General features: G+C 53.2%; 19 protein-coding genes. 11 read left to right on the top strand and 8 right to left on the bottom strand.

Annotated features, from left to right (window positions below; genetic code table 11):
• The first annotated feature begins 107 nt into the window (after positions 1 to 107).
• The 5 genes from tkt (at position 108) to fba (ending at position 7,181) form a co-directional block, all read left to right on the top strand.
• Positions 108 to 2,123 (top strand): transketolase, encoded by a 2,016-nt coding sequence (tkt, locus tag NMUL_RS02040; protein WP_011379750.1) that lies wholly within the window; start codon positions 108 to 110, stop codon positions 2,121 to 2,123.
• An 80-nt stretch (positions 2,124 to 2,203) separates the two neighbouring features.
• Positions 2,204 to 3,205: a type I glyceraldehyde-3-phosphate dehydrogenase gene (gene gap / locus NMUL_RS02035; protein WP_011379749.1), complete on the top strand. Its 1,002-nt coding sequence runs from the start codon at positions 2,204 to 2,206 to the stop codon at positions 3,203 to 3,205.
• A gap of 130 nt (positions 3,206 to 3,335) precedes the next feature.
• Complete coding sequence (locus tag NMUL_RS02030) at positions 3,336 to 4,523, top strand: phosphoglycerate kinase (RefSeq protein ID WP_011379748.1); 1,188 nt, start codon at positions 3,336 to 3,338, stop codon at positions 4,521 to 4,523.
• A 56-nt stretch (positions 4,524 to 4,579) separates the two neighbouring features.
• The gene (gene pyk / locus NMUL_RS02025; RefSeq protein WP_011379747.1) at positions 4,580 to 6,034 is read left to right on the top strand and encodes a pyruvate kinase; all 1,455 of its coding nucleotides are present in this window, start codon (positions 4,580 to 4,582) and stop codon (positions 6,032 to 6,034) included.
• Between the two features lie 82 nt (positions 6,035 to 6,116).
• Positions 6,117 to 7,181: a class II fructose-bisphosphate aldolase gene (fba, locus tag NMUL_RS02020; protein WP_011379746.1), complete on the top strand. Its 1,065-nt coding sequence runs from the start codon at positions 6,117 to 6,119 to the stop codon at positions 7,179 to 7,181.
• On the opposite strand, the gene NMUL_RS15565 is transcribed toward fba, so the two are convergent.
• From NMUL_RS15565 to NMUL_RS01995, 6 genes are all read right to left on the bottom strand, one after another.
• Positions 7,174 to 7,362 carry a hypothetical protein gene (locus NMUL_RS15565; RefSeq protein WP_146063180.1) on the bottom strand — a complete coding sequence of 63 codons (189 nt, stop codon included), beginning with the start codon at positions 7,360 to 7,362 and terminating at the stop codon, positions 7,174 to 7,176. The genes fba and NMUL_RS15565 overlap by 8 nt on opposite strands.
• A gap of 25 nt (positions 7,363 to 7,387) precedes the next feature.
• On the bottom strand, positions 7,388 to 8,947 hold the full coding sequence (locus NMUL_RS02015) for a CYTH and CHAD domain-containing protein (RefSeq protein WP_011379745.1): 1,560 nt from the start codon (positions 8,945 to 8,947) through the stop codon (positions 7,388 to 7,390).
• Positions 8,948 to 9,018: 71 nt separating this feature from the next.
• Entirely contained in the window at positions 9,019 to 11,094 is a 2,076-nt protein-coding gene (gene ppk1, locus NMUL_RS02010) for a polyphosphate kinase 1 (protein WP_011379744.1), read from the bottom strand.
• A 54-nt stretch (positions 11,095 to 11,148) separates the two neighbouring features.
• Entirely contained in the window at positions 11,149 to 11,421 is a 273-nt protein-coding gene (locus NMUL_RS02005; RefSeq protein ID WP_011379743.1) for an oxidative damage protection protein, read from the bottom strand.
• Positions 11,422 to 11,528: 107 nt separating this feature from the next.
• Positions 11,529 to 12,857, bottom strand: coding sequence for an amino-acid N-acetyltransferase (argA, locus tag NMUL_RS02000; protein WP_011379742.1), 1,329 nt, complete (start codon positions 12,855 to 12,857; stop codon positions 11,529 to 11,531).
• Between the two features lie 2 nt (positions 12,858 to 12,859).
• Positions 12,860 to 13,627 (bottom strand): 16S rRNA (uracil(1498)-N(3))-methyltransferase, encoded by a 768-nt coding sequence (locus tag NMUL_RS01995; protein WP_011379741.1) that lies wholly within the window; start codon positions 13,625 to 13,627, stop codon positions 12,860 to 12,862.
• A 224-nt stretch (positions 13,628 to 13,851) separates the two neighbouring features.
• On the opposite strand from NMUL_RS01995, the gene NMUL_RS01990 reads away from it, so the two are divergent.
• The 6 genes from NMUL_RS01990 (at position 13,852) to pepA (ending at position 23,276) form a co-directional block, all read left to right on the top strand.
• Positions 13,852 to 14,409, top strand: coding sequence for a thioredoxin family protein (locus NMUL_RS01990; RefSeq protein ID WP_011379740.1), 558 nt, complete (start codon positions 13,852 to 13,854; stop codon positions 14,407 to 14,409).
• A 3-nt stretch (positions 14,410 to 14,412) separates the two neighbouring features.
• Positions 14,413 to 15,195, top strand: a complete 783-nt coding sequence (locus tag NMUL_RS01985; protein ID WP_011379739.1) for an inositol monophosphatase family protein — start codon at positions 14,413 to 14,415, stop codon at positions 15,193 to 15,195.
• Positions 15,196 to 15,699: 504 nt separating this feature from the next.
• Positions 15,700 to 18,489 carry an XrtA/PEP-CTERM system TPR-repeat protein PrsT gene (prsT, locus tag NMUL_RS01980; RefSeq protein WP_011379738.1) on the top strand — a complete coding sequence of 930 codons (2,790 nt, stop codon included), beginning with the start codon at positions 15,700 to 15,702 and terminating at the stop codon, positions 18,487 to 18,489.
• 243 nt (positions 18,490 to 18,732) lie between these two features.
• Complete coding sequence (locus NMUL_RS01975; RefSeq protein ID WP_011379737.1) at positions 18,733 to 19,551, top strand: N-acyl amino acid synthase FeeM domain-containing protein; 819 nt, start codon at positions 18,733 to 18,735, stop codon at positions 19,549 to 19,551.
• Positions 19,552 to 19,713: 162 nt separating this feature from the next.
• On the top strand, positions 19,714 to 21,768 hold the full coding sequence (locus NMUL_RS16550; RefSeq protein WP_011379736.1) for a ThiF family adenylyltransferase: 2,055 nt from the start codon (positions 19,714 to 19,716) through the stop codon (positions 21,766 to 21,768).
• 668 nt (positions 21,769 to 22,436) lie between these two features.
• Positions 22,437 to 23,276, top strand: a complete 840-nt coding sequence (gene pepA / locus NMUL_RS01965) for a flocculation-associated PEP-CTERM protein PepA (RefSeq protein WP_011379735.1) — start codon at positions 22,437 to 22,439, stop codon at positions 23,274 to 23,276.
• A gap of 144 nt (positions 23,277 to 23,420) precedes the next feature.
• Here pepA and NMUL_RS01960 read toward each other — a convergent pair whose 3' ends face one another.
• Entirely contained in the window at positions 23,421 to 24,233 is an 813-nt protein-coding gene (locus NMUL_RS01960; RefSeq protein ID WP_011379734.1) for a 2-oxo acid dehydrogenase subunit E2, read from the bottom strand.
• A gap of 55 nt (positions 24,234 to 24,288) precedes the next feature.
• A complete protein-coding gene (locus NMUL_RS01955; RefSeq protein ID WP_238529848.1) occupies positions 24,289 to 25,515 on the bottom strand; it encodes a glycosyltransferase in 1,227 nt (408 codons plus the stop codon).
• Positions 25,516 to 25,747: the final 232 nt, after the last annotated feature.

The following is a 25,747-nucleotide window of genomic DNA, read 5'->3' as shown; positions in this document are numbered from 1 at the left end:
GTCTGGCATCCTATCTTAAGAGATAATAATGGTTTTGCCGACCCGCACCGCTATTTGAGCGGTGTTTTTGTGTGCGTATAAATTGTTGAGCTAGGGAGTTCATGTTCATGGGAACATTTCGAGATTTTGAAGCGCCGGTATTCAAGAACCTGACCAGCGCCATCCGTGCACTGGCGATGGATGCCGTGCAAAAAGCCAACTCGGGCCATCCGGGAATGCCTATGGGCATGGCTGAGATCGCTGAGGTATTGTGGATACATCACCTACGCCATAATCCGGCAAATCCGAAGTGGGCCGACCGTGACCGCTTCGTTTTGTCCAATGGGCACGGATCCATGCTCATTTACGCCCTGCTGCACCTCACGGGCTACGATTTGCCGATGGAGGAAATCAAGCGTTTCCGTCAGCTTCATTCCAAGACTCCCGGCCATCCGGAATATGGTTATACACCCGGCGTCGAGACGACCACAGGTCCGCTGGGCCAGGGGATCACCAATGCTGTGGGAATGGCTCTGGCAGAGAAAATACTTGCCTCGGAATTCAACCGTCCCGGCTTCGATATCGTCAATCACCATACCTATGTATTCCTGGGCGATGGCTGCCTGATGGAGGGTATTTCCCATGAGGCCTGCTCGCTTGCAGGCACATTGGGGCTGGGCAAGCTGATCTGTTTTTATGACGACAACGGCATTTCCATCGATGGGCATGTGGAGGGATGGTTCACAGACGACACGCCCAAACGCTTCGAAGCCTATGGTTGGCATGTTGTGCCGAATGTCAACGGACATGATCCGGTAGCGATAGAGGCCGCCATCGAAGCTGCCAAGCAGGCCGTGGACAAACCTTCCATGATCTGCTGCAAGACCGTGATCGGAATGGGCTCGCCCAACAAGGCAAATACTCACGAGGTGCACGGCGCGGCGCTGGGGGACTTGGAAATAGCCGCTGCGCGCCCGCATATCGGGTGGAATCACCTGCCATTCGAGATCCCCGAGGATGTCTACCAGAACTGGGATGCGCGCGCAAAAGGACAAAAGCTGGAAGACGGCTGGAATCGCAAGTTCGCAGAGTACGCTGCGAAATATCCGACTGAAGCGGCCGAATTCAGTCGGCGGATGGCAGGTGAACTGCCGGAGGGGTGGCAGGAGCACGTGGATGGCCTGGTTGCACGTGTTCATGCAAAGGAAGAAACCATTGCAAGCCGCAAGGCATCGCAGAATGCGATTGAAGGACTGGCACCCAAGTTGCCGGAACTGGTCGGCGGCTCGGCAGATCTGGCCGGATCGAACCTTACCCTCTGGTCGGGTTCAAAAGGCATCGCCCGGCAGGATGGCGGCAACTACGTATATTACGGCGTGCGCGAATTCGGCATGAGCGCCATCATGAACGGGCTGGCGCTGCATGGCGGAATCATTCCTTACGGCGCCACTTTCCTCATGTTCTCAGAATATGCGCGGAATGCGCTTCGCATGGCCGCCCTGATGAAAATACGCTGCCTGTTCGTATTCACCCATGATTCCATCGGTTTGGGCGAAGATGGTCCTACCCACCAGCCGGTGGAACAGACCGCCACATTGCGCTACATCCCCAACATGGATGTGTGGCGTCCGTGCGATACGGTCGAGTCGACCGTCGCCTGGGCACGGGCAATCGAGCGCAAGGATGGCCCCTCCACACTGATTTTCAGCCGCCAGAACCTTCCCTTTCAGAAACGCGAAGGGAATACGATCAAGCTGATCGATAAGGGCGGCTATATCCTGTCGGAAGCCTCCGACAATCAACCGCGGGCAGTCATCATTGCCACAGGTTCGGAAGTCGGCCTGGCGATGATGGCGCAAAAAGCGCTGGCCGAAACGGGAATTCATGTGCGCGTCGTTTCGATGCCCTGCACGAACGTATTCGATCGCCAGGATGTCGATTATAAAAGCAGCGTGCTCCCCAAGGGTATAGGGCGCGTGGCGGTGGAAGCAGGCGTGACGGATTACTGGCGCAAGTATGTAGGCCTGGAGGGAGCAGTGGTCGGTATCGATACCTTCGGCGAGTCCGCGCCGGCTGGAGAGCTGTTCAAGCACTTCGGCATCACCGTAGAGAATGTGATAAAGGCGGTAAACAGCGTCATTTAATTCTGACCAATTGCCAGCCGAAACGCGGAGAAAATTTTCTCCGCGTCCGAGGTTCTTTTTTTATCCAAGGAGTGTAAAACATGACAATCAAGGTCGGTATCAATGGATTTGGCCGGATCGGGCGAATGGTTTTCCGCGCGGCGGTACAGAATTTTCCGGATATTGAAGTCGTTGCCATCAATGATCTGCTTGAACCCGACTACCTCGCCTATATGCTGCAGCATGATTCCGTGCATGGCCGCTTCAAGGGGGATGTTTCGATCGAAGACAGTACGCTCATTGTCAATGGCAAAAGAATACGGCTGACAGCGATTAAAGACCCGGCTGAACTGAAATGGGGAGAGGTCGGCGCTGAAGTCGTGGTTGAGTCGACCGGGCTTTTCCTCACCAAGGAAAGCTGCCAGAAACATATTGCCGCAGGCGCAAAGAAAGTCATCATGTCTGCGCCGTCGAAAGACGATACGCCCATGTTCGTATATGGAGTGAATAATGACTCGTATGACGGTCAGGCGATCATTTCCAATGCCTCATGCACCACGAACTGCCTGGCTCCCGTTGCAAAGGTATTGAACGACACCTTTGGCGTCAAACGCGGCCTGATGACGACAGTTCACGCTGCTACCGCAACCCAGAAGACCGTGGATGGTCCTTCCAACAAGGATTGGCGCGGTGGCCGGGGTATTCTGGAAAACATCATTCCCTCCTCCACCGGCGCGGCAAAAGCCGTTGGCAAGGTTATCCCCGAACTCAATACGAAGCTTACCGGTATGGCTTTCCGCGTACCGACCTCCGATGTCTCGGTGGTGGATCTTACGGTTGAGCTGGAAAAGGAAGCCAGCTACGAAGAAATCTGCAATGCCATGAAGAAGGCATCCGAGGGATCGATGAAAGGTGTGCTGGCCTATACGGACCAGAAGGTTGTTTCCACCGATTTTAGGGGCGAAAGCGCAACCTCGATTTTCGATGCGGAAGCAGGAATGGCCCTGGACGGGAATTTTGTAAAAGTGGTTTCCTGGTACGACAACGAGTGGGGTTATTCCAGCAAGATTCTGGAGATGGTCCGCGTTGTAGCAGGCAAGTAGCAGAGGACCAATTCGTCACACGGGGAAGAAACTCGGAATCGTTTTTCTTCCCCCTGATCCCTGTCCTTCTCTTCAATTCATCATAAGGAATCCCTAGACTTCCTTATGTCTTAAAACGTGGAGTTCCCCAGTGTCTGTCATTAGAGTCACCGACCTTGATCTGAAAGGCAAGCGCGTGTTCATCCGCGCCGACCTCAATGTGCCCGTGAAAGATGGCAAAGTTACCTCCGACGCACGCATCAGCGCCTCCATGGGTACCATCGACTACTGCCTGAAGCAAGGCGGCAAAGTAATGGTTACCTCCCATCTGGGACGACCGGAAGAGGGCGTATGGTCAGAAGAAAATTCGCTCAAACCGGTAGCCGACAATATTTCCGAACGTCTCGGCAAGCCGGCGCGCCTGATCAAGGATTGGGTGGACGGCAACTTCGACGTGGCCGAAGGCGAACTGGTCATCCTCGAAAATTGCCGCTTCAATAAGGGGGAAAAGAAAAATGCAGATGAAACGGCCCAGAAATATGCAAAGCTGTGCGATGTATTTGTGATGGATGCGTTTGGCACAGCGCATCGGGCCGAAGCATCGACCTATGGCATTGCCAAATACGCTCCTGTTGCCTGCGCGGGCATTCTGCTTACAGAAGAGCTGGACGCGCTGACCAAGGCGTTGTTGAATCCAGCCCGCCCCATGGTGGCGATCGTCGGAGGCTCGAAGGTCTCGACAAAATTGACCGTTCTGGAATCCCTGTCAGAAAAAGTGGATCAACTGGTGGTGGGGGGCGGCATCGCCAATACCTTCCTCAAAGCGGCGGGACAGAACGTTGGAAAATCCCTGTGCGAAGATGATCTGGTTCCCATCGCCAAAATGCTCATGGAAAAAATGGCAAAGCGGAATGCGACCATTCCAATTGCCGTTGACGTTGTCGTCGGGAAAAAATTCGACGCCAGTGAACCGGCGGTATTGAAGAATGCAGATGCGGTAACAGATGACGATATGATATTCGATATCGGCCCGAAGAGTGCCCGCGAGTTGTCGGACATCATCATGAAAGCCGGTACCGTAGTATGGAACGGCCCCGTCGGAGTGTTCGAGTTCGATCAATTCGGTGAAGGCACCAAAACCATTGCCATGGCTATCGCCGATACCGATGCCTTTACCCTGGCAGGGGGGGGAGATACCATTGCCGCTATCCAGAAATACGATATTTATGACAGGGTTTCTTACATTTCCACTGCGGGGGGAGCCTTTCTGGAATTTCTGGAAGGCAAGAAGTTACCTGCCGTGGAAATACTCGAACAGCGCGCAGCCGGCAGCAGATAGGTCCAGGTAGCGAATATGCGGCTTGATATGCCGGTTCAACGCGTGCCCTCATCAGAATGATTCGAAGAACAAAAATCGTAGCAACACTTGGTCCCGCATCCCGAGATGCAAAGGTGCTGGAGCGAATGATAAACGCCGGCGTTGATGTAGTACGCATCAACTTTTCCCATGGGACCAGGGAAGAGCATATCGAAGGCGCCGAGTTGGCGCGCTCCCTCGCACGTGCCGCTGGCCACGCAGTAGGTGTGCTGGCGGACTTGCAGGGACCCAAGATTCGAATCGGCAAATTTGAAAATAATAAAATTCTGCTGAAAACGGGCGATCAATTCATACTCGACGCCGAATGCGAGCTTGGAAACCAGGAACGGGTGGGCCTGGATTACAAGGAACTGCCCAATGATGTCGAGACCGGTGCAACACTGATCCTGGATGATGGACGCATCGTGCTCGGCGTTTCCGAAGTCAAGGGAAGCCAGGTTTATTGCGTGGTTGAGCAAGGTGGGATACTGTCCAACAACAAGGGAATCAACCGCAAAGGCGGCGGCCTGAGTGCTCCTGCCCTCACCGGCAAGGACGTGGAAGATATCCGAACGGCCGCAGCGCTTAAAGCCGACTATCTGGCGGTATCATTTCCCCGTTCTGGCGATGATATGCGCTGGGCACGCGATGTGATGCGCGAGGCGGGCGGAAAAAGCTTATTGATGGCGAAGATCGAACGATCGGAAGCCATCCTGGCGCTGGATGACATTCTGGAGGCTTCCGATGCGATCATGGTTGCGCGCGGAGACCTTGCGGTAGAGGTAGGCGATGCAGCGGTGCCGGCATTGCAAAAACGAATGATTCGCACTGCCCGAACCAAGAACAAGCTGGTGGTAACAGCTACCCAGATGATGGAGTCCATGGTCAGCAGTCCCATCCCTACCCGCGCGGAGGTATCGGATGTAGCAAATGCGGTATTGGATGGCACTGATGGGGTGATGCTGTCAGCGGAATCGGCCACCGGCCAATATCCCGTTGAAGCGGTTGCGGCGATGGCGAGGGTATGCCTGGAGGCGGAAAAGGAATACCTGGTAAGCAGCGAAAACCGACGGCTGCAGGGCGGCCTGCCCGACAATATCGAGGAAGCAATTGCCCGTGCGACCATGTTCACCGCAGGAGGATTGAAGATCAGGGCCATTGCGGCGCTTACACAAAGCGGCAGGACCGTGTTGCTGATGTCGCGCAGGAGTTCCACCGTACCCATATTCGCGCTGAGTCCCCAGGAAGATACACGGCGCAAGATGACGTTATTTCGGGGTGTGTACCCCGTCAAGTTCGGCGGAGGCTCGAACGACCCGGAGATCATCCTGAATCATGCCGAAAACGAGTTGCTCAGACGAGGCGCGGTACGCAACGGCGACCTAATGATCATGACCATCGGTGAACCGGTGGGCAAGGCAGGCGGCACCAATACGATGAAAATAGTGAAGGTCGGCGAGCACAGAAAACAGGAACGGAAGGTGGAATCCTGAGCAGTGCAGATATTCGTCTCGATCTTTTCACTGCCTGTGATGTTTTACCATATACACTGATTCTAACTTTGAGGAGGTTCTAATGGCACTCGTATCATTGCGTCAACTTTTGGATCACGCGGCAGAAAATGGCTATGGCCTGCCTGCTTTCAACGTCAACAATCTGGAGCAGATTCACGCAATCATGCAGGCTGCGGATGAATGCGACAGCCCGGTGATCATGCAGGGCTCAGCAGGGGCGCGTAAATATGCCGGGGAACCCTTTCTGCGCCACCTTATTGCCGCAGCCGTAGAGGCCTATCCGCACATTCCCATCGTCATGCACCAGGATCATGGCGCTTCGCCCGCGGTTTGCGTCAATGCCATTCGCAGCGGCTTCTCCAGCGTCATGATGGATGGATCCCTTGAAGCGGACGCGAAGACGCCCTCTTCCTATGAATACAATGTTGAAGTCACAGGCAAGGTGGTGGAAATGGCCCATGCGGTGGGTGTTTCCGTCGAGGGTGAACTCGGGTGTCTCGGTTCTCTGGAATCCGGCATGGGTGAAGCGGAAGATGGCCATGGCGCCGAAGGCAAGCTGTCCCATGATCAACTGCTGACCGATCCGGAACAGGCGGCCGACTTCGTCAAGCAAACGGGTGTGGATGCATTGGCAATCGCCATCGGCACTTCTCATGGCGCCTACAAGTTTACGCGCAAGCCAACGGGAGATATTCTCGCCATCGAGCGCATAAAAGAAATTCATGCCCGCATTCCCAATACTCATCTGGTGATGCATGGCTCCAGCTCCGTGCCGCAGGATTGGCTCGACATCATCCGTGAATACGGTGGAGAGATGAAAGAAACCTATGGTGTTCCAGTCGAGGAAATCCAGGAAGGGATCAAATACGGCGTACGCAAGGTCAATATCGATACCGATATCCGATTGGCGATGACCGGTGCGATACGGCGTCATCTTGCCAAGAACAAGAGCGAATTCGACCCGCGTAAATATCTGAAGGACGCGACTGCCGCAGCCAGGGACATTTGCAAGGCGCGCTTTGAAGCGTTTGGGTGTGCGGGACAGGCGGCTAAAATCAAACCCATTGCTCTGGACAACATGGCGGGCAAATACGCGAAGGGGGAATTGAAAGCCGTCATCAAGTAATCAGGCAAACTGACAGTTCCACCAGTTCAACCGCCAGCGCTGGTTTTATAAGCAACTGGAATTCGAACGGGATAAAAGGCGAGCCGATACGGTTCGCCTTTTTATTACCGGAGGCTAAAGTGCCCGGTCGAATTGCTCGAACTTCCAGAGCTGCCGGCTGGCCCCGATCTTGCACTTGCAATCACCACCCCGGCAGGCTGGGGCGGCTACCAGAACACTTCCTTTTTCGCGAAATCCCCCCATATCTCATCAAGCTCACTTCTTTTCATCAGTCCACGCTGGACGGTCCAACCGAGGACAATACCCCTTGCCTCGCACATGCCGTCATTCTCGTCCCTGCCTTCAGCAACTCCGACTTCATTCAGCAATCGTTCGGTCACGGTAGTATCAATTACCGCGCCCAGCGTTTCCTGCAACCCAGTCAGAGACTTGATGTAGCGCTTCACCCTTTTTCGGCGATACAGGTCTGAGAAAAATTCAGCGGTATATCGCTGTTCTTTCACCGCAATGCGCAGGGCATGTACCGCCTCTGAACTCTGCCCTTCCGCCCTTTTGTAATACTTTTTCAATTTTTCGTGCCCATGCGACAGCGCACTGTCTGCGAATTTCTTCACCGGCCATTCCAACCCAGTCTTTCGCAATTCACTCTGCTGCGAATCAGGTGCCAGAAGCCGGATTTCAGCGTTCAGCCAAGCCCCCAGCCTCAGCATTGCCTCCGTGTATCGGGTAGATCCTACCGCCTCACATGCCGCCTCATTGTGGTTTTGCCGTATCTGCTCGCACTCTTCCCATAAGGCAAAAATACCGGGGCGCTCATGAAAGTAATTCCTCACTTCGCTTAATGTTTCCGATACGAATACGTCCCAGTCCCGCGCCCCCCCGAGGGAACGCGATAGCCATTTCAAGTCCGAGGTGGCAGAAGCAAACCCGGTTGCAGCAAATGCCCGGGCAAAAACACGGCGGGCTGTACGTATCCTGCGTAATGCCACGCGCATCTGGTGCAGATACTCCGGATCCTGGTGTTGTAGCATGCCTGCCTCGTTGCCATGCAAGTGATCCAGGCAATTCCAAGCGATCACCTTGATGGCTTCGCCCAATTTCATTTCCGTTTCGAGTCGAACAGCTGCCGCCCTGATGGGCGTGGGTTTGAAGCCGGTAACGAGTCTATAGCCCCGCTCGGCTTTGCTTGTGTTTTCCAATCTGAAAGGAACGATGTGCAATATATCCAGCGCGAACTGGTATAGCGACTGCGCACTTCCCGACTTCAGTTCGAGCTCGATTTCACAAATCTCGCTGGTAAAATCAGCCGGCGTTCTGATCACTCCCCGATCCAGCGAAAATTCGATCTCGCTTCCGTCCACCAGGCGCAACACGCGCTTGCTGCGCTGGAAGTCGGTCGTAAACAGAACACATAATTGACCGTGCGATTCGGCACCGTCGAACAGGCGGATGAGAGACGGATCGGTTATTTGAGAGAAATCGGGTCGCCCTGTCGGCACCATGGATTCCCATTCGTGACGCTGATGCAATCCAAGAGCAGCTTCCCCCCCTCCTTTGATGGACTGTATCCATTTTCTTCCGATATGTCGCAACCGGAGCGCCATCTGATGCCTCTGAAGATACAGATCAGGTGTGTCGTAATAGGCAGTGAAAAGTTTCTGGCTAACGGGGCGGGAGACAGTAAGCGATGTCAGTAACGGATCACCTCGAAGCCGGCCGACGTCCTCGGGTGATAATCTTAATTTGAGTTCGATTTCGAGCGGCATGGTTTTTTCCGATTATCGGAGCGGCTATTTACTGCCAGGGCATAACGCCAAATTCCTGAGAACTACCGCCTCTATTGCGCGGCGGCCAGTTCCATCAGCAGCGTCTCCTGAGCACTTTGCTTCTTGCGCTGACCGGACTGCCTCAGATGATAACGACCCTCGCTGTCCATTTCCCAGGCTTGGCAATTGTCCTTCAGAAATACATACAGACCTTCCTCGAGCACGCGCTTTTTCAGCTTTGGCTCCAGAACCGGAAAGCAGATCTCGATCCTTCGAAAAAAGTTTCGATCCATCCAGTCGGCGCTGGAAAGGTAGATATCGTAAGCACCGCCATTGCGAAAATAGAAAATCCGGCTGTGCTCGAGAAAGCGGCCGATAATGGAGCGTACCCGAATGTTCTCCGAGAGCCCTTTGATGCCGGGCCGCAGGGCGCAAACCCCGCGAACAATGAGATCGATCTTTACGCCTGCCTCGGAAGCGGCATAGAGGGCCTTGATAACCCCCGGTTCCAGCAATGCGTTCATCTTTGCGATAATTCGGGCAGGCTTTCCTGCTTTCGCATTCTGGGCTTCGTTCTCAATGGAGGCGATCATCTGGCTATGGAAACTGAAGGGAGATTGCCAGAGATATTTGAGTTTTCCCGCCTTGCCCAGTCCCGTAAGCTGCGTGAAAACCTCGTTCACATCGGCGCAGAAATCCTCCTGGCAGCTGAACAAGCCGAAATCGGTATAAAGCCGGGCGGTGCTGGCATGATAATTGCCGGTGCCGACATGCACGTAACGCCGAAGGCTGCCCTCCTCACGCCGCACTATCATTGCCATCTTTGCATGTGTCTTATGGCCTACCACTCCATACACCACATGCGCCCCCACATTCTCCAGCCGGCTGGCCCAGTTGATATTGGCCTCTTCATCAAACCGGGCCAGCAGCTCCACCACCACGGTGACCTCTTTTCCGCTGCTCGCAGCGGCGATAAGGGCGGTCATGACCTGGGAATCGGCACCGGTACGATATACGGTCTGCTTGATGGCGACCACATCGGGATCGGTTGCAGCCTGCTGGAGAAAATGAATCACCGGCTGAAACGACTGATAGGGATGGTGTAACAGGATATCGTTCTTGCGAATCAACTGAAAAATGTCGGACGCTTTTTTCTTTTGCAGCGTCAGCGGCAAACCCGGGATGAAAGACAGATATCGCAGATCAGGCCGGTCTATACGTTCGAAGACGTGCATCATCCGCGCCAGGTTTACGGGCCCCTCTACCTGATAGAAATCCTCCTGGGCAAGGCCGAGCTGCTCCAGCAGAAAGGCCGACATATGCGGGGGACAGTTGTCCGCCACTTCCAGTCTCACCGCGTTGCCGAAATGGCGCTGCGGCAGTTCACCCTGTAGCGCAATGCGCAGATTCTTGACCTCTTCCTCATCCACGAACAGATCGCTATTGCGCGTGGCGCGGAATTGATAGCAGCCGAGCACATTCATCCCGGCGAATAATTCCCCTACGTGTGCATGCAGGATGGAAGAGAGAAACACGAAATTATAAGTGCTGCTGCTGATTTCAGGCGGCAACTGAATCAGCCTGGGCAGCACGCGCGGGGCCTGCACGATGGCAACTCCGGAATTACGCCCGAAGGCGTCCTTGCCCTCGAGTTCTACTGCAAAATTCAGACTCTTGTTAAGCACTCGAGGAAAGGGGTGTGAAATGTCAAGACCGATGGGAGTCAGCACCGGCATCATTTCGCGAAAGAAGTAAGACTTGATCCACGTGCGCTGTGCGTCATTCCAGGTCGCGCGCCGCAGAAAATGGATTCCCTCATTGGCAAGGCCGGGCAAAATCTGCTGGTTCAGCAACGCGTACTGCCGCGCCACCAGCGCATGCGCCTGCTCGCTCACCAATTTGAATATCTGATGCGGTAGCATGCCAGCTGGATCAAAACCGCGTGTATCGAGTTTGATCTGCTCCTTGATCCCCGCGACACGAACCTCGAAGAACTCGTCCAGGTTACTGCTGACAATGCAAAGAAACTTCAGGCGCTCAAGAAGGGGGGTTTCCTCATTTTCCGCTTGGGCAAGCACCCTTCGGTTGAATTCAATCTGGCCAACCTCTCGATTGAGGAATTGACCGGAAGCTCTGGAATCGGTCATGCCGTCTCTGAATATATCCAATGCAATCACTTCAAGCTGCCGTGCTCTCCGACATTATTTGGCAAGAGGCACATAGCCGCGAGGTTGTTCCGCACCGCTTCCAAAGAAATACGCATCCAGCTGTTCGGCCAGATATTTGCGCGCCTTGATGTCCGACAGATTCAAATGATACTCGTTGACCAGCATGGTTTGGTGCCTGATCCAGCCCGCCCATGCCTCTTTCGAGACATTCTCAAAAATACGCTTTCCCAGCTCGCCAGGATAAGGCGGAAAATCCAGACCTTCCAGCTCCCGCCCGAGCTTGATGCAATTTACGGTTCTTCCCATTGCTGTCTCCGAAATATAACAAAAGGCAGACCACCAGAGCGCCGTGCGCCGCACCGTTTGATTACGCGACAGGATAGTCGCTCCAGCAGCCAGAATCTGAGGGCTGGTTAAAGGGGTTTCATAAATACCTTCGAGCGCCGTTGATAATTGTATAGCCCCTGCTTCACCTTGGGTAATTGACTGACGTCTGCTGAAAGGAAGCCGCGCTCGACGAACCAGTGGGCTGTCCGGGTGGTAAGGACGAACAGTTTTTTACTGCCCTGGGATCTCGCCTTCGCCTCGATAGCCTTGAGCAGCGCATCTCCACAGCCCGCACTACGATAGTCAGGATGAACGGTAAGACAGGCGAGCTCGCCCGCCATGTCGTCCGGAAAAGGATAGAGCGCCGCACAGCCGACAATCATGCGATCATGCTCGATCACGACGAAACGATCAATCTCCATCTCCAGCAACTCGCGACTCCGCCGCACCAACGTCCCGTCCGCTTCGAGAGGCTCGATCAGTTGCAAAATCGCGCCCACGTCCTCTATTCGGGCATCCCGCAGGTTTTGCAACGGACCTTCGGATATCATTGTCCCGATGCCGCTGTGGGTGAATAGCTCCTGTAAAATAGCGCCATCCACGTGCCGGCTTATGAGGTGGACGCGCGATACTCCGCGTTCACAGGCGTGCAGGGCAAAAGGCAGATAAAGCTGCGCATCCTCGGCAAGTTGTACCATTTTCCTCCCAAACTCCTTAAGTAGGCTCCTGCCCTCCCCCACCGTCAGTTCCCGCAGCAGCAACGCCTGTTCGCTGTCTGCAGTGCTCTTTTCGATCCCCTGGGTATCCATCAGAAATATGAGTTTCTCGGCCTTGAGAGCGATTGCAGCCTCAGCTGCGACATTTTCCAGTGTCAAATTAAAGATCTCGCCGGTAGGGGAGTAGCCAAGCGGCGACAGTAATGCCAACTCACCCTGCTCGAGCCGCGAGCGGATGGCGGAAATATCCACCTTGCGTACTTCTCCGGTATGCATCAGGTCAATACCCTCTATCACGCCGATTGGCCGTGCAGTAACAAAGTTGCCGCTGGCGACGCGAATTGCAGCGTTGGCCATCGGTGAATTCGGCAAACCCATTGACAGCAGCGCTTCGATTTCGACACGTACCCGCCCTATCGATTCCTTGACACACTGCAACGCAGCCGCATCGGTGACGCGCATACCCCGTATATATGTCGTCTGCAGATCATGTTCGTTTAAGCGCGACTCGATCTGTGGGCGCGCACCGTGCACCAGCACCAGACGTACGCCTAAGCTGGCGAGCAGATTGAGATCGTGTACGAGTTCGATGAATTTCCCGTCCGCAACGACTTCCCCGCCGAAAGCGACTACGAAAACTTTATGACGGAAGCTGTTGATATAAGGCGCTACCGACCGGAACCAGGTCACAAAATCCATGATCAATAATCACCCCATAGCGCCTGCATTGCTCCCACTGCCGCCAGTGCGGCGCTCTCCGTTCGCAGTATGCGGTGACCCAGACGCAATGGAATGAAACCCGCAACCATTGCAGCCGCTTCCTCATCCTGGGTAAACCCTCCTTCGGGCCCCACGAGCAAAATGATCGAGCCGATATTCGAAGAGTGCTTGAAATCCCGCAAACCCTTTGTTGCAAAAGGCGAGAGCATGAAGCAAGCATCGGGGGAAAGACTGTCACTGGACATTCTGCGTGCTTCGGTTTGCCTACCCAGCCAGTTCCGGAGGGTCGCGAGCGGCAGCACTTCCGGCACATGGTTTCTGCCGCATTGCTCGCATGCGGAGATAACGACTTTTTGCAAATGGCTCACGCGTTTTTCCCCGCGTTCGCCGCCAAGTCTCACGACACTCTGCTTGGTAATGAGAGGCTGAATCCGGGTTACACCCAGTTCCACTGCTTTCTGCACGATCCAGTCCATCTTTTCACCCATGCACACCGCTTGAGCAAGCAGAATGGTAAGCGGGGATTCGCGCTCGACCTGTACATGCCTTTCGACGACAACATCCACACCCTGCTTGCTGGCTCGCAAAATGACACACGTGAATTCTCCACCGTCGCCATTGAACAACACGACTTCATCGCCTGCCTCGAGTCTCAGGACGCGAGCGGCATGATGCGCAACTGCTGAGGGCAATTCCAGGGTCTGTCCCGCAAGAATTTCGATAGGGCAGTAAAAGCGGGGAAGCGTCATTGCATATTCAGTATCGGACGGTGGAGCGATCAATGCGCCTTTCTCATGATAGTATTGGGTCTCAGCAGTCCTGCTTGAACAAACGCTGTCGAGATGGCCGCGCTGCTTTCAATTATATCCGCACGACAAGCTTCTGCGAAAAGACACTGCTCGGCTTCTGCCCGAATAGCGCAGGAAACGACATCTGGTATTCGTTATAAGGAAATGAAATCTGGGGGAAAAATATGGCGAGCCTGGAAACACCAGTCTGTGATTTCGGCTGGAAAGCAATTGATTTCAATTTACCGGGAGTAGATGGAAAACATTACAATCTGGCCTCAGTCAAGGGTGAAAAAGGATTGCTGGTGATGTTCATCTGCAATCATTGTCCTTATGTGAAGGCCGTGCGCGAACGCATCATCCGCGACGTCAAGGAATTGCGTGAGCAGGGTATCGGTGCTATCGCAATCATGTCCAACGATCCATCGGACTACCCCGAGGACTCATTTGAAAACATGGGGCGCGTAGCCCGGGAATATGCCTACCCCTTTCCCTATGTCTGGGATGAAACGCAGGAAGTAGCAAAGGCATATGGCGCAGTCTGCACGCCGGATTTTTTCGGCTTCAATCACAAGCTCGAATTGCAGTATCGCGGCCGCCTGGATGCTTCCCGGAAGGAAGCCGCGCCGGTGGATGCGCGGCGCGACCTTTTCGAAGGAATGCTTCAGGTGGCCCGCACCGGCGGTGGTCCGAAGGACCAGATTCCCAGCATCGGCTGCTCCATCAAATGGCGAGCGGATTAGCCGGTGATTGATGCAGTTATCGCTGCCGTCAAAGCAGTTGCCCAGCAGGAAATTCTGCCGCGCTATATGAAAGTTGCGCGCCAGCGCAAGGTCGATGGAAGCCTGTTCACGGAAGCTGATCTTGCCACACAGGAAGCGCTCGCGCGCGAGCTGAGGAAGATCTATCCCGGTCCAGTGGTTGGAGAAGAAATGACGGAAAACGAGCAGGTCGCACACTGGCGGGAAGGCGAGGCGGGACTTTGGTGCATGGATCCGATAGACGGAACTTCCAATTTCGTCAATGGTTTGTCCTACTTTGCCGTTTCTGTGGCACTGATGCGACAGGGGAGAAGCGTTCTGGGAGTGGTTTACAATCCAGTGGCGGATGAAATGTTCTATGCCGAAAAAGGCAGGGGCGCATTCCTGAATGGGGAAAAATTGCCGATAAAGGAAGATGTACCGCCGCTCTGTGCGGCTATTGCGAGCGTGGATCTGAAACGGCTCGGCCGCAGGCTAGCCCAGGAAGTCTCTACGGCAAAGCCGTTTTCTTCCCAGCGCAACTTCGGCTCCTGTGCTCTGGAATGGTGTTACACCGCTGCCGGACGCTTTGACCTGTATCTGCACGGCGGTCAGAAACTATGGGACTATGCCGCAGGCAGCCTGATTCTGGAAGAAGCAGGCGGTCACATGTGCGGTTTGAACGAAGATGATTTCTGGACCGAGCCCCTCTGGCAGCGCTCAGCCATTGCTGCCCTTGATCTGAATCTTTTCATGCAATGGCGCGACTGGGTACGCGCACATCGATAGCTTGCGGCCCTGGCCGACTCACAGCTTCGAAACGCGAAAAGATAGGCAGGAGTTTCCTCCTGTGAGCTTTGAGAGGAAAACTTCTAGTCCACAGCCTCCATGCGAATCTCGCAATACAATACTATAGGCTACGCTGCTCCGCGGCCTCAGGCGAATACCGATAACCAATGCAAACGAACCGGAAGCACGAGATCATCTTTTCTACACAATACCTTGATCTCTTGCTATATTTCTACGCCAAGTTACTCGAACTTCGCCATTTGAGCGCGGATATCAAGGAAGCCGGGGCGAATGAGCTTATCCTGTCGCACTTTATATTCAGGCTGGGGAACCCGTAATAGTAGTGGCAAAACCAATGGAAAGCCTCGGTATCGATTGTCCTCCTGAAAACCGGATGGTCCCCGTTTCACGGGGATTGCGCAGAGGTGTAAAGTTGAGTGCCGGCTGCAGGAATGCATAAGTTTGAAGGTGGACCTGGTCGCTGATTCGGAGAAGGGAATTTACATGCGCGCTTTTAGAAAGACTGTTTTAAAAAAGACTGGGCTGACGCTTGCAATCGCTGCCGCCCTCACCGTGAGCAGCATGCAAGGCTGTAACAAAGCGGTGGATCCGGTGAAACTGATGGCGGATGCGAAGCGCTACGAAGAAAGCGGGGATCACAAGTCAGCCATCATCCAGCTAAAAAATGCCTTGCAGCAGAACCCGGATAATTCGGAAGCGCGATATCTGCTTGGCGCAATATACAACAAGACTGGGGATTTTCAGTCCGCGGAGAAGGAGCTTCGCAAGGCGTTGAGCTTGGGAATGGATGCGGGCAAGGTGCTGCCTGAACTCGGACAAGCCCTGCTCAGGCTAGGCGCCTATCAACAAATCCTGGATGAAACGAAAGAACTGGCCGACAAAACAAAGTCGGCGCAGATACTTACGCTCCGGGGGAATGCACAGCTCGGATTGGGCAAGACCGCGGAAGCAAAGGCACTGTTCGAGCAAGCGCTCGGACACAATCCCGATTCTGCCGACGCACTGATCGGCTTGGCGAAATATTCCCTGGTTCAAAGGGATGTGGAAGGCGCAACCCATTTCTCGGAGCAGGCGGTTTCCCGGAGCCCACAAAATGTCGAGGCCTGGTTGTTCAGGGGCGACCTTCTGCGGATGCAAGGCAAATCCGGGGAAGCTCTGGCGGCGTATGACCAGGTGGTAAAGCTGAAACCGAACGCAGCCATTGCCTATATCAACAAAGCATTCATCGAAATTGGAACGGGCAAGTTCGAGGCGGCAAAGGCAGATATCGACGCGGCACGGAAGATCAGTCCCAGCTTGATGGTGTTTTATACCCAGGCTTTGCTCGATTTCAGCCAGCAAAAGCCCGCTGCCGCGCTGGAATCGCTCCAGCAGGTACTCAGCAAGTCGCCAGATCACATGCCCAGCGTGTTGCTCGCGGGCGCAGTCCAGTTTGCTCTCGGATCCATGCCCCAGGCGGAACAACACCTGAAACATTATCTGGAGAAAGATCCCGGAAACATCTACGCGCGCAAGCTGCTTGCTTCCGCGCTGTTAAAAAATGGCGAGACGAAACGCGCGATCGACATCCTGACCCCACCGCTCAAAAATGTGAAAGAGGATCCCCAGTTATTCGCCTTGGCTGGGGAAGCTTACATGCAAGCCAAGGATTTTGCGAAAGCCACGGAATACTTTGAAATGGCCAGCGATATCGCACCGAGAAGTGCGATGCTTCATACCGCTTTAAGCATGAGCAGGTTGGGGCAGGGGGAAAACGCCCGGGCCATCTCCGAACTGGAAACAGCGACAAAACTCGACCCCAAATCGCCGCGGGCAGGAGTGTTGCTGGTCATGACCCATTTACGCCTCAAAGAATTCGACAAGGCGCTCGCCGCGGTAAAGGCATTGGAGAAGGAGAATCCTGATAATCCCCTCATTCAAAACCTGAAAGGCGGCGTGTATCTTGGCAAGAACGATATAGCGAATGCAAGAGCGAGCTTTGAGAAAGCGCTTGCTATTCAACCAAACTATTTTCCGACTATAGCAAATCTCGCACGACTCGACATTCAGGATAAAAAACCGGATGCCGCAAGAAAACGCTTTGAAGCAATTCTGGAAAAGGACAAGAAGAATATCCAGGCCATGGTCGCGCTGGCGGGTCTTGCTGTCAACCAGGGACAGAACCAGAAGGCTACCGAGTGGCTGGAGCGTGCAATGCAAGCAAATCCGGATGTCCTTCAGCCGGCCATCCTGCTTGGAACACATTATCTGCGTTTGGGCGAAAAGCAGAAGGCCCTGGCTCTCGCCAAGAAACTGGAGGGGACACATTCCAAGGACTCCGCTGTGCTGGATTTACTGGCACAGGCTCAACTAGCTAACAATGACAAATCGAGTGCCTTGGAGAGCTACGCCCGGCTCGCTGTCGTACAACCGGAATCCCCGCTTGTTCAATTCCGCATCGCCTCCATTCATATGGCAATGCGGAACCTCTCCGCCGCATCAGATGCGCTGAAAAAATCGCTGGCTATAAAACCCGATTATCTGGCTGCGCAATTGGCGCAGATCGACATTGAAGCAGAACAGGGTAATTATGAGAAAGCAATCGCGATGGCGCGCCAAGTTCAGAAGCAGCATAAAGGGTCACCCGCAGGTTATATAGCAGAGGGCGATCTGTTGCTGAAACAGAAAAAACCCGCGCTTGCCGCAAGCGCCTATGAACAGGCATTCGCGGTTAATAAAACCTCGCCCTTGTTGATCAAGCTGCACGCATCGCTCAGGCAGGCTGGAAAAGATAAGGAGGCAGACCTTCGCTTGATCGAATGGCTGAAAAAACACCCGAATGATTTATCTGCTCGAATGTACCTCGCGGATACGTTTCTCACAGAGGGAAAACTGGCTGCTGCAGTGGAGCAATATCAAACTGTCCTGAAAGAACAACCGAAATTTGCTCCGGCGCTTAATAACCTGGCTACCGCTTATCAGCGTCAAAAGGACCCCAGGGCCTTGGAATACGCGGAAAAGGCATACCAGCTTGCTACGGAAAACCCGGCAGTACTGGATACGCTGGGTTGGGTACTGCTGGAGCAGGAAAATATCGCGCGAGCTCTACCGCTTTTACAGAAAGCCGCTTCTTTGGCGCCTCAAGCAGGGGAAATCCGCTACCATTTTGCATCCGCACTGGTTAAATCTGGCAATAAAAGCCAGGCGCGTAAAGAGCTTGAGCAAATTCTGGCTACTGGAAAAACCTTTTCAGGCATAGATGAAGCCAGAGCTCTTCTTGAGCGGATACAGTAGTGTGAAAACACGCAAAATCAGTCGCTTATCGACCAACCCCTGTCTCATCCCGGCGACATCAATAATCCTTTTAATTTCAGTGAGCTACTTGATATCGCATCTGGACTGTCTCCAACAGGAGACAGTTATCCAGTCTGTGCGGTAACACACATAGCTAGATAGCTGATAAAGCTCACGATATAAAGATGGCATGGATATTGCTTGCTTGTTTTTTACCTTCAGTGCTATACGAGGATAAACTACATGCATATCTTTCAACCATTTTATGCTCTCATTACCCACAGATATAACTTTCTGCCTCATGATAGTGAAGATAGCGAAGCGATAATTTCATTCGAGTCTCCTTATCGGTGGCAGGATATTTGTATTGGGAAACATGATTCCAAGTCTGTTCGCACTCATTCTATCGATCAACAGCGCTTTCATATTCGAATGGCTAATTCAGAAGATCAGCGTGAAGCCGCGAGCTTGCTCATAAAAAAAAGGTATTCCTGGAGAGGTTATTCTGTTGATATGCCGGTCATCAACGAGCCTAACAGGATTACATTGATCGCTGAAACCGCAAACCAGACAGTAGGCACCATGACCTTGTGTGTGGATGGCAATTCATCGTTGCCCGCGGATGAGAATTTTGGTGACGAACTGAATGAGTTGCGGGCGCAGGGACGAAGGCTGTGTGAACCTTCCAGACTTGCAATTGATGATAATGTACCTCCCCGGGTTTTTGCTTCACTGATTCATGTTTGCTATATCTATGCGGCAAATATCCATGGTTTTACTGACTGGGTGGTAGAAGTAAACCCTCGTCACGCTGGTTTCTATAAAAGAATGCTGGGATGCAGGCAGATTGCCGAAGAGCGAGTTTGCACCCGTGTTGACGCACCTGCGGTGCTGCTTAGGGTGAAACTTGAATATATGGCCGAACAAATTGGGAAATTCGGCGGATTGATGGAGCAACACGGTAACGAAAGATCTTTTTACCCCTATTTTTTTTCCGCAGAGGATGAAGGTAACATTACTGAGCGACTGAAAACCGGGGGTGTCTGGGTACCCTCTGCGTGAAATTCACGTACATGCTTTTTAACTTCTGCAATTTTTCTGCCCTTGAAGCTGATATTTTTCCATCAGTCTTCCCTGCCAAAGCATTTGGCATTGATGCTATCATTCACATCATATATAGCTCACCTCAAATTGCTCCCCTATTCCTACTGATCGGCCCGGGTAATGGTTCAGGATTTCTCATATCGTGAGGCCACCTCCCGCAATATTGGGTGGGTAACACCTGTCGAACAGGAAATTCTACGGTACAAACGCATTGCAATTGCCGGTCTGGGCGGCGTAGGGGGTATTCATCTGCTGACCTTGGCTCGGCTGGGGATTGGCGCATTTCATATTGCGGATTTTGATGTTTTTGATCTGGTCAATTTCAACCGCCAGGTAGGCGCCACGGTCTCGAGCCTCAATCGGCCAAAGAGCGAGGTTTTAGCCGCAATGGCACGAGATATCAATCCGGAACTGAATATCAAAATCTTTCCTCGGGGCGTCAATCCGGATAATTTGCCGGAATTTTTCGAGGACGTTGATCTGTATATCGATGGTCTCGACTTTTTCGCCTTTTCAGCTCGCGCAGTAACGTTTTCGGCCTGTGAGGAGCGAGGTATTCCCGCCATCACGGCCGCTCCTTTAGGCATGGGATCGGCATTATTGAATTTCCTGCCTGGCAAAATGACCTTCGAAGAGTATTTTCAGTGGGGTGATCTACCCGAGGTGGAAAAGGCCCTCCGTTTCTTGATAGGACTCGCGCCCACTGGTCTCCATGCCCGTTACCTGCTGGATCCCTCCAGCATCAATCTCAAGGAACGCCGCGGTCCCTCAACGATAATGGGTTGCCAACTCTGCGCGGGTATTGCAGCTACTGAAGCTCTGAAGATCCTGCTGAATCGCGGTACGGTTTTGGCCGCTCCACATGGAGTTCATTTCGACGCCTACCGCAATAAACTGATCCGTACCTGGCGTCCGGGCGGGAACAGCAATCCTCTCCAGCAGTTCAGTCTCGCAATTGCAAGGCGTCGCCTGAGCAAAAAAAATACTAACAAGCTCTTCGGAGATCCGGAGCCCTATTCTTCCACGGGTACTATCATTCCCTCTGAATCGACAGGCTGTGAGGACGAAAGTAAAAGGCCACCCGAGCTCAAGTCATATACATTAATCGAGCAAATCCTCGATCTTGCCAGGTGGGCGCCGAGCGGAGACAATACCCAGCCTTGGCGGTTCCAGATCGTCGGGGACAATTCCCTGACAATACACGGTTTCGACACCCGTGATCACTGCGTCTATGACCTGGATGGACGTCCTAGTCAAATTTCAATCGGCGCATTGCTGGAAACCATATCTATTGCCGCTACGGGCCATGGCCTAAAAACAAGTATCCAGCGGCGTCCCGATTGTTCCGATACGAAGCCAACCTTCGATATCCATTTCGGGAGTGACCCGCATCTTAAGCCCGATCCGCTTATTCCTTATATACGCTATCGCAGCGTTCAACGCCGCCCCATGAGTACGCGGCCTTTAACCGGGAGAGAAAAGAGTGCGCTAGAGGCTGCAGTGAAACCCCAGTACGACATCTTGTGGCTGGAGGGTTTTTCCAGGCGTCTGGAAATGGCCCGGTTCCTGTTCGACAATGCAAAATTGCGTCTGATTATGCCTGAAGCCTATCAGGTGCACCGCGCCATCATACAATGGAACTCCCGCTATAGCGCAGATAAAGTACCTGACCAGGCACTCGGAGTTGATCCATTTACAGCCCGGTTAATGCATTGGATCATGGGAAGCTGGGATCGTGTCGAATTTTTTAACACTTTTTTGGCGGGAACCTGGGCACCGCGTCTCCAGATGGATTTGATCCCCGCCATGGCCTGTGGCGGGCATTTCGTTATCCTGGCGCCTCACGCGCCTCGATCCATCGATGACTACGTGAGCGCAGGACGCGTTATGCAGCGCTTCTGGCTTACAGCAACTAAACTTGGCCTGCAGCTGCAGCCGGAAATAACTCCTCTGGTTTTTGCACGTTATAGTCGTGAAAGTATTCCCTTTTCGAAGACAAAACAATGCATTACACTCGCCACCTCACTGACCCGACGGCTTGGTCATATTCTGGGAGAAGAAGTCGCGACCAGAGCCGTTTTCATGGGGCGCATCGGGGCTGGCAAAAGACCCGCTTCGCGGTCTATCCGGCTCGAGCTGGAGCAGATGCTTTGGCGCCTGAGGGCAGGAGCTTAATATGCCCGTTCGCCCGCTTCATTCATTGGCAAGTCTGGGGGAATACTTGTCTCCTTCCGAAGTCTGGAACAATGAGGAATCTGGTGGCTATTTGCTGACTGTCGATTCAGGATGCAGTCCCCGGGGATTTTGAATCCCCGAGCCCGAGAGTGGTCCGTCTTATCTCGATTACAGCAAGGAATGCTGGCTGTTTCTGGCGCGAATGGCCTGCTCCGCAAGTGTTTCAGGCGGAGAAAGACCGGTCGGATGGCATTGCTTGAGTTTTCTTGGAATCTTGCCCTTCTAATCCGGGAAGCCGGGAAATGTTATGACCTCACGGGCAACAGCCATATGATACTCGTAATACTCGTCCCATGATTCCCTCCCTGTAATTGGCTATACTCTATATCGCCCCACAACGGGATTGGCACCAGGATATCCAGCAACCACGACTCCTGAAAAAGCCCTCACAAAGGTATCGAAAATGCTTTGGAAGAAGCACAAAAGCAGGAGCGCTGTCGATATTTCTTACACCTTGAGACTTCAATCTGGATGCAAGAGAGTCGAGGATTGATAAGTAACTGATATTAAAACTTAAATAAAATAATATAAAAGATGGCATAGGGATTGCTTGGGTATAACCTGAAACAAACAGCTTCTTTTATCGTTATTGCTATGGGGAGAGAATCGTGAATAAAAAGCTCATCAATTTATCAATGGCTGCAGTATTGCTGGGTGGTCCCGCCATTGGATATTCCGCAACCCTGGACACATTCAGCGCAGATGGAGTACTGCAAAATTTTACAGGCTTCGACTGGCATTCAAATGGTGGCGGCTGGGTTCAGGGGTTTGACCTGACCGGTGCCAACATGCAAGGTGATAGCGATACCTTCACCTTGACGTATCAAGCCTTTGCAGGTGTCATCAACACCACTTCCCCGACGAATAATCTATTTGTGGCGGCTCCTGGCTCCCAAAATGGAACGTACGAAGTAACCACCTTTCAGACGCTTACACAGACCGCGACTTGCGCGAACGATGGGTGCTCCAGCATCGATATCACCACGAACAGCGGATCATGGCGGATTTTCCTTGATTCCAGTCCTGATGCGAACCAGTCCACCGGGACGGGCTTTCTCGACGGGGTGAACATACTGAGTGGAACATGGGATAGCGGTTTCAGCACCTTCTCTGCAACCGGTGCGATTCCCGGGCCGGCCGTACTCGGCACGGGCGGCGGTTTTCTGTTCGGAACGGTCACCTTCACTAATAACACGTATGTGAATCCGGCGTTGGCAGGCACTCAGTTTCAAGCCTCGCTTCAGTTCCCCGGCCAGAGTGCGCCATCCTATACGCGGCCGGCAGCATTTGACGGAGTTGCCACCGGGGCTGACACTGCATCGAGTTTTGTAATCCAAACCGATGGATCACAAGGTTTTACTCACGGAGAAGTGCCGGAGCCCGGCATTTTAGCTCTGATGGGTATCGGTCTGCTTGGTTTTGCCTTCACGGGCCGTCGTCGCACCTGAGTAAACAGCGGTTATCGCATTCACTCTTCGGGCCACCCTGTCGGGGTGGCCTTTTCATTGTCGTGCTGGAGATATTGAACTCCTGTCTCATGCAGCACGTTATTCGCTTCGCGGGTTGCCAGATCCAACCTTGGAGCGAAGCTGCTATGAAGGGATGTTCACAGGTAAAGCCATATCCCGTTCCGCATGCTCTATATGTTCGCATACTGTGCGAAAAAACCGGGCAGCCGGTGCTCCCCCCATTAGCCGACGATCGAAACTCATGGTGAGAACCATGGTGGGTCTTACCTGCGCCGCACCCTCCACCGCGATCACCCGGTCTTTCACCAAGCCGAAAGAATAGCCGATCGGCCATGGCCAGTTCGCAACCATCATATCCACCCCATATTTGGCGGGCGATGAAATCATGACTGAGCCGCCTCGATGCTTGATCCACTGATCTGGAAGCCAACGCGGAATCGATATTAACCGGCGAGCCAAAGCGGGCGGAAGGGTCTCAACCATACGCTTGAGCAGTCGCCAGCGTTCGTTGGTTTCTTCTGTTGACTGCGCCAAGCTTTGCAACTCTTTGGTGATGGCAGCTACATCCAGCTTGTCAGTATCCCTGATCGTACCTGCGAACACGGCCTGTTCGATACCCGGCCGGTCACGTTCTACCGCAATTGTCATATGCACGTCATGCAATTGCAGGATGCGCTTCCAGAACAAACGTTCCACTGCCATTCGGTTAGCATATGGATGCTCTCGCAAGGCTATTGAAACTGCCTTGGCTACAATCGCAGTGTACGAGGGTTTGATGCCGGTCTGCCGGTCGACGGAAGTCCGCAATGCCTGCGCCGATGTCATATCAAGTTCCGAGAGCATCGCAACTTTATTGTCGCCGCGATTTTCCACGTTCAAACCGCCAAGCACCTCGAAATATCGATTTCTCTCAAGTGTTGTGTATTGATGATCCATCCAGTTGTCTCCTTATCGCCGCCAATTATCCAGCAAGTTTTTACACCTTCTTTTTTTAATGAAGTACCTGCACCACAAATTCCCGAAAACGCTGTTTAGCATCCGATTCTGCCAAGATCTGGCTTATCTTGATTGCTGCTCGTCCATACGATGGATTATCCAGCATTGCGGTTACAGCCATCACAAGGTCAGTGACGGATATCCGAGCGCAATGCAAGGTAATAGCGGCCCCCAACTGCTGCACTGCATTCATATTCAGCAGTTGATCCAGGTTCGAACACAGGCCGATCACCGGCACTCCGCTTGAAAGCGCCTGATACGTAGTCAGGCTGCCGCCGTTGCTGATCACTATTTTCAAGCGTGAAGCAACCCGGTCCAATGGCAGGTAATCAGTAACATATGCATTCGCTGGAACCTCATCTATGGTAATTTTTCTTGCAGTGGCTACGACAACTGTGATCGCAAGTTGTGATAAGGCGGCAAGAGCCATTGGCAGAAGTGCTGCCATGCCCGAGCTCCCCAGGCTTAGAAATACCACCGGTTTGTCTTCGGGTAAGCAGTCCCACCATGCAGGCAGAGAGATGGCGGCGGACCAGAGTATTGGACCAAGATAGCGATGGTGGGGAGGTAAATTAAGCGCAGGCACTACTTCCGGGATGTCCGCGTATAAAGTGTAATCCGCCCACGTGTATGTGTTTCTGATATCCTGCTTCAAAGGGGTCAATCCGAAACGTCGACGCAACCGGTTCAAGGGCCTGGCATGGAGGGCGAAGGCAACGGGTCTGATAATATCGAATAATTTTTGCGCAAGTGTGATACCGAGAATGCGGGTCACCGGAAGATCGGGAACAGGGTAGCGGGTCACTGCATAGGGGCTCCAGTAGGCGTTGACTACGGTGGCAAATGGAATTTTCCGTAGCGGCGCGCTCACGGCCAGAGATAGTCTGAAATCTCCCACGACGAGAGCAGGTCTGACGAGATCAAGCAGCGCCAGATCATCTTCGATATAACGGGAGAGGGTTTCAAGGCTATACACTGGTTTTCCCCGAGCAAGGGCTAGCGCAAATTCGGCTGAGGGAATAGACCGAATAGGATGGAACGTGCAGTTCAGTGGCGCGTCTAAATCAAGATAACGGGGATCCGAGGCGACAACCACTTCATACTTGTTAGAATCAAGGGCTCTCGCCAACGTCACGATTCGACCGAAATGCGCAAGGGTGACTGCTTCAGCCACTAGAAGAATAATCGGCTTATTTCCGGTTTCCATTTGCGGCTTCGTCACGGTAATAATACCTTTTACGTTGAGAATTATTTCGTATCATACTTCCATCCTGAAATCAGGGGCGTATCGATGTGCATCGTACCTTCCGCCTGGGGTAAGATTGGAAGTCGCCTCAATGGAATTTTTCTCAGCATAATCCTGCAGCGCAGGGATTATCTCGATCCGGCATTAACGGTCTATCCTGGATAAGGCTTGAGCGACAATGATCAATTCCGATCCTATCGTTACAGTT

This window comes from Nitrosospira multiformis ATCC 25196 (genome assembly GCF_000196355.1).
Classification (GTDB): domain Bacteria; phylum Pseudomonadota; class Gammaproteobacteria; order Burkholderiales; family Nitrosomonadaceae; genus Nitrosospira; species Nitrosospira multiformis.
Note: the sequence above shows the minus strand (reverse complement) of the source record. Positions and strands in the feature narration are given on the sequence as shown.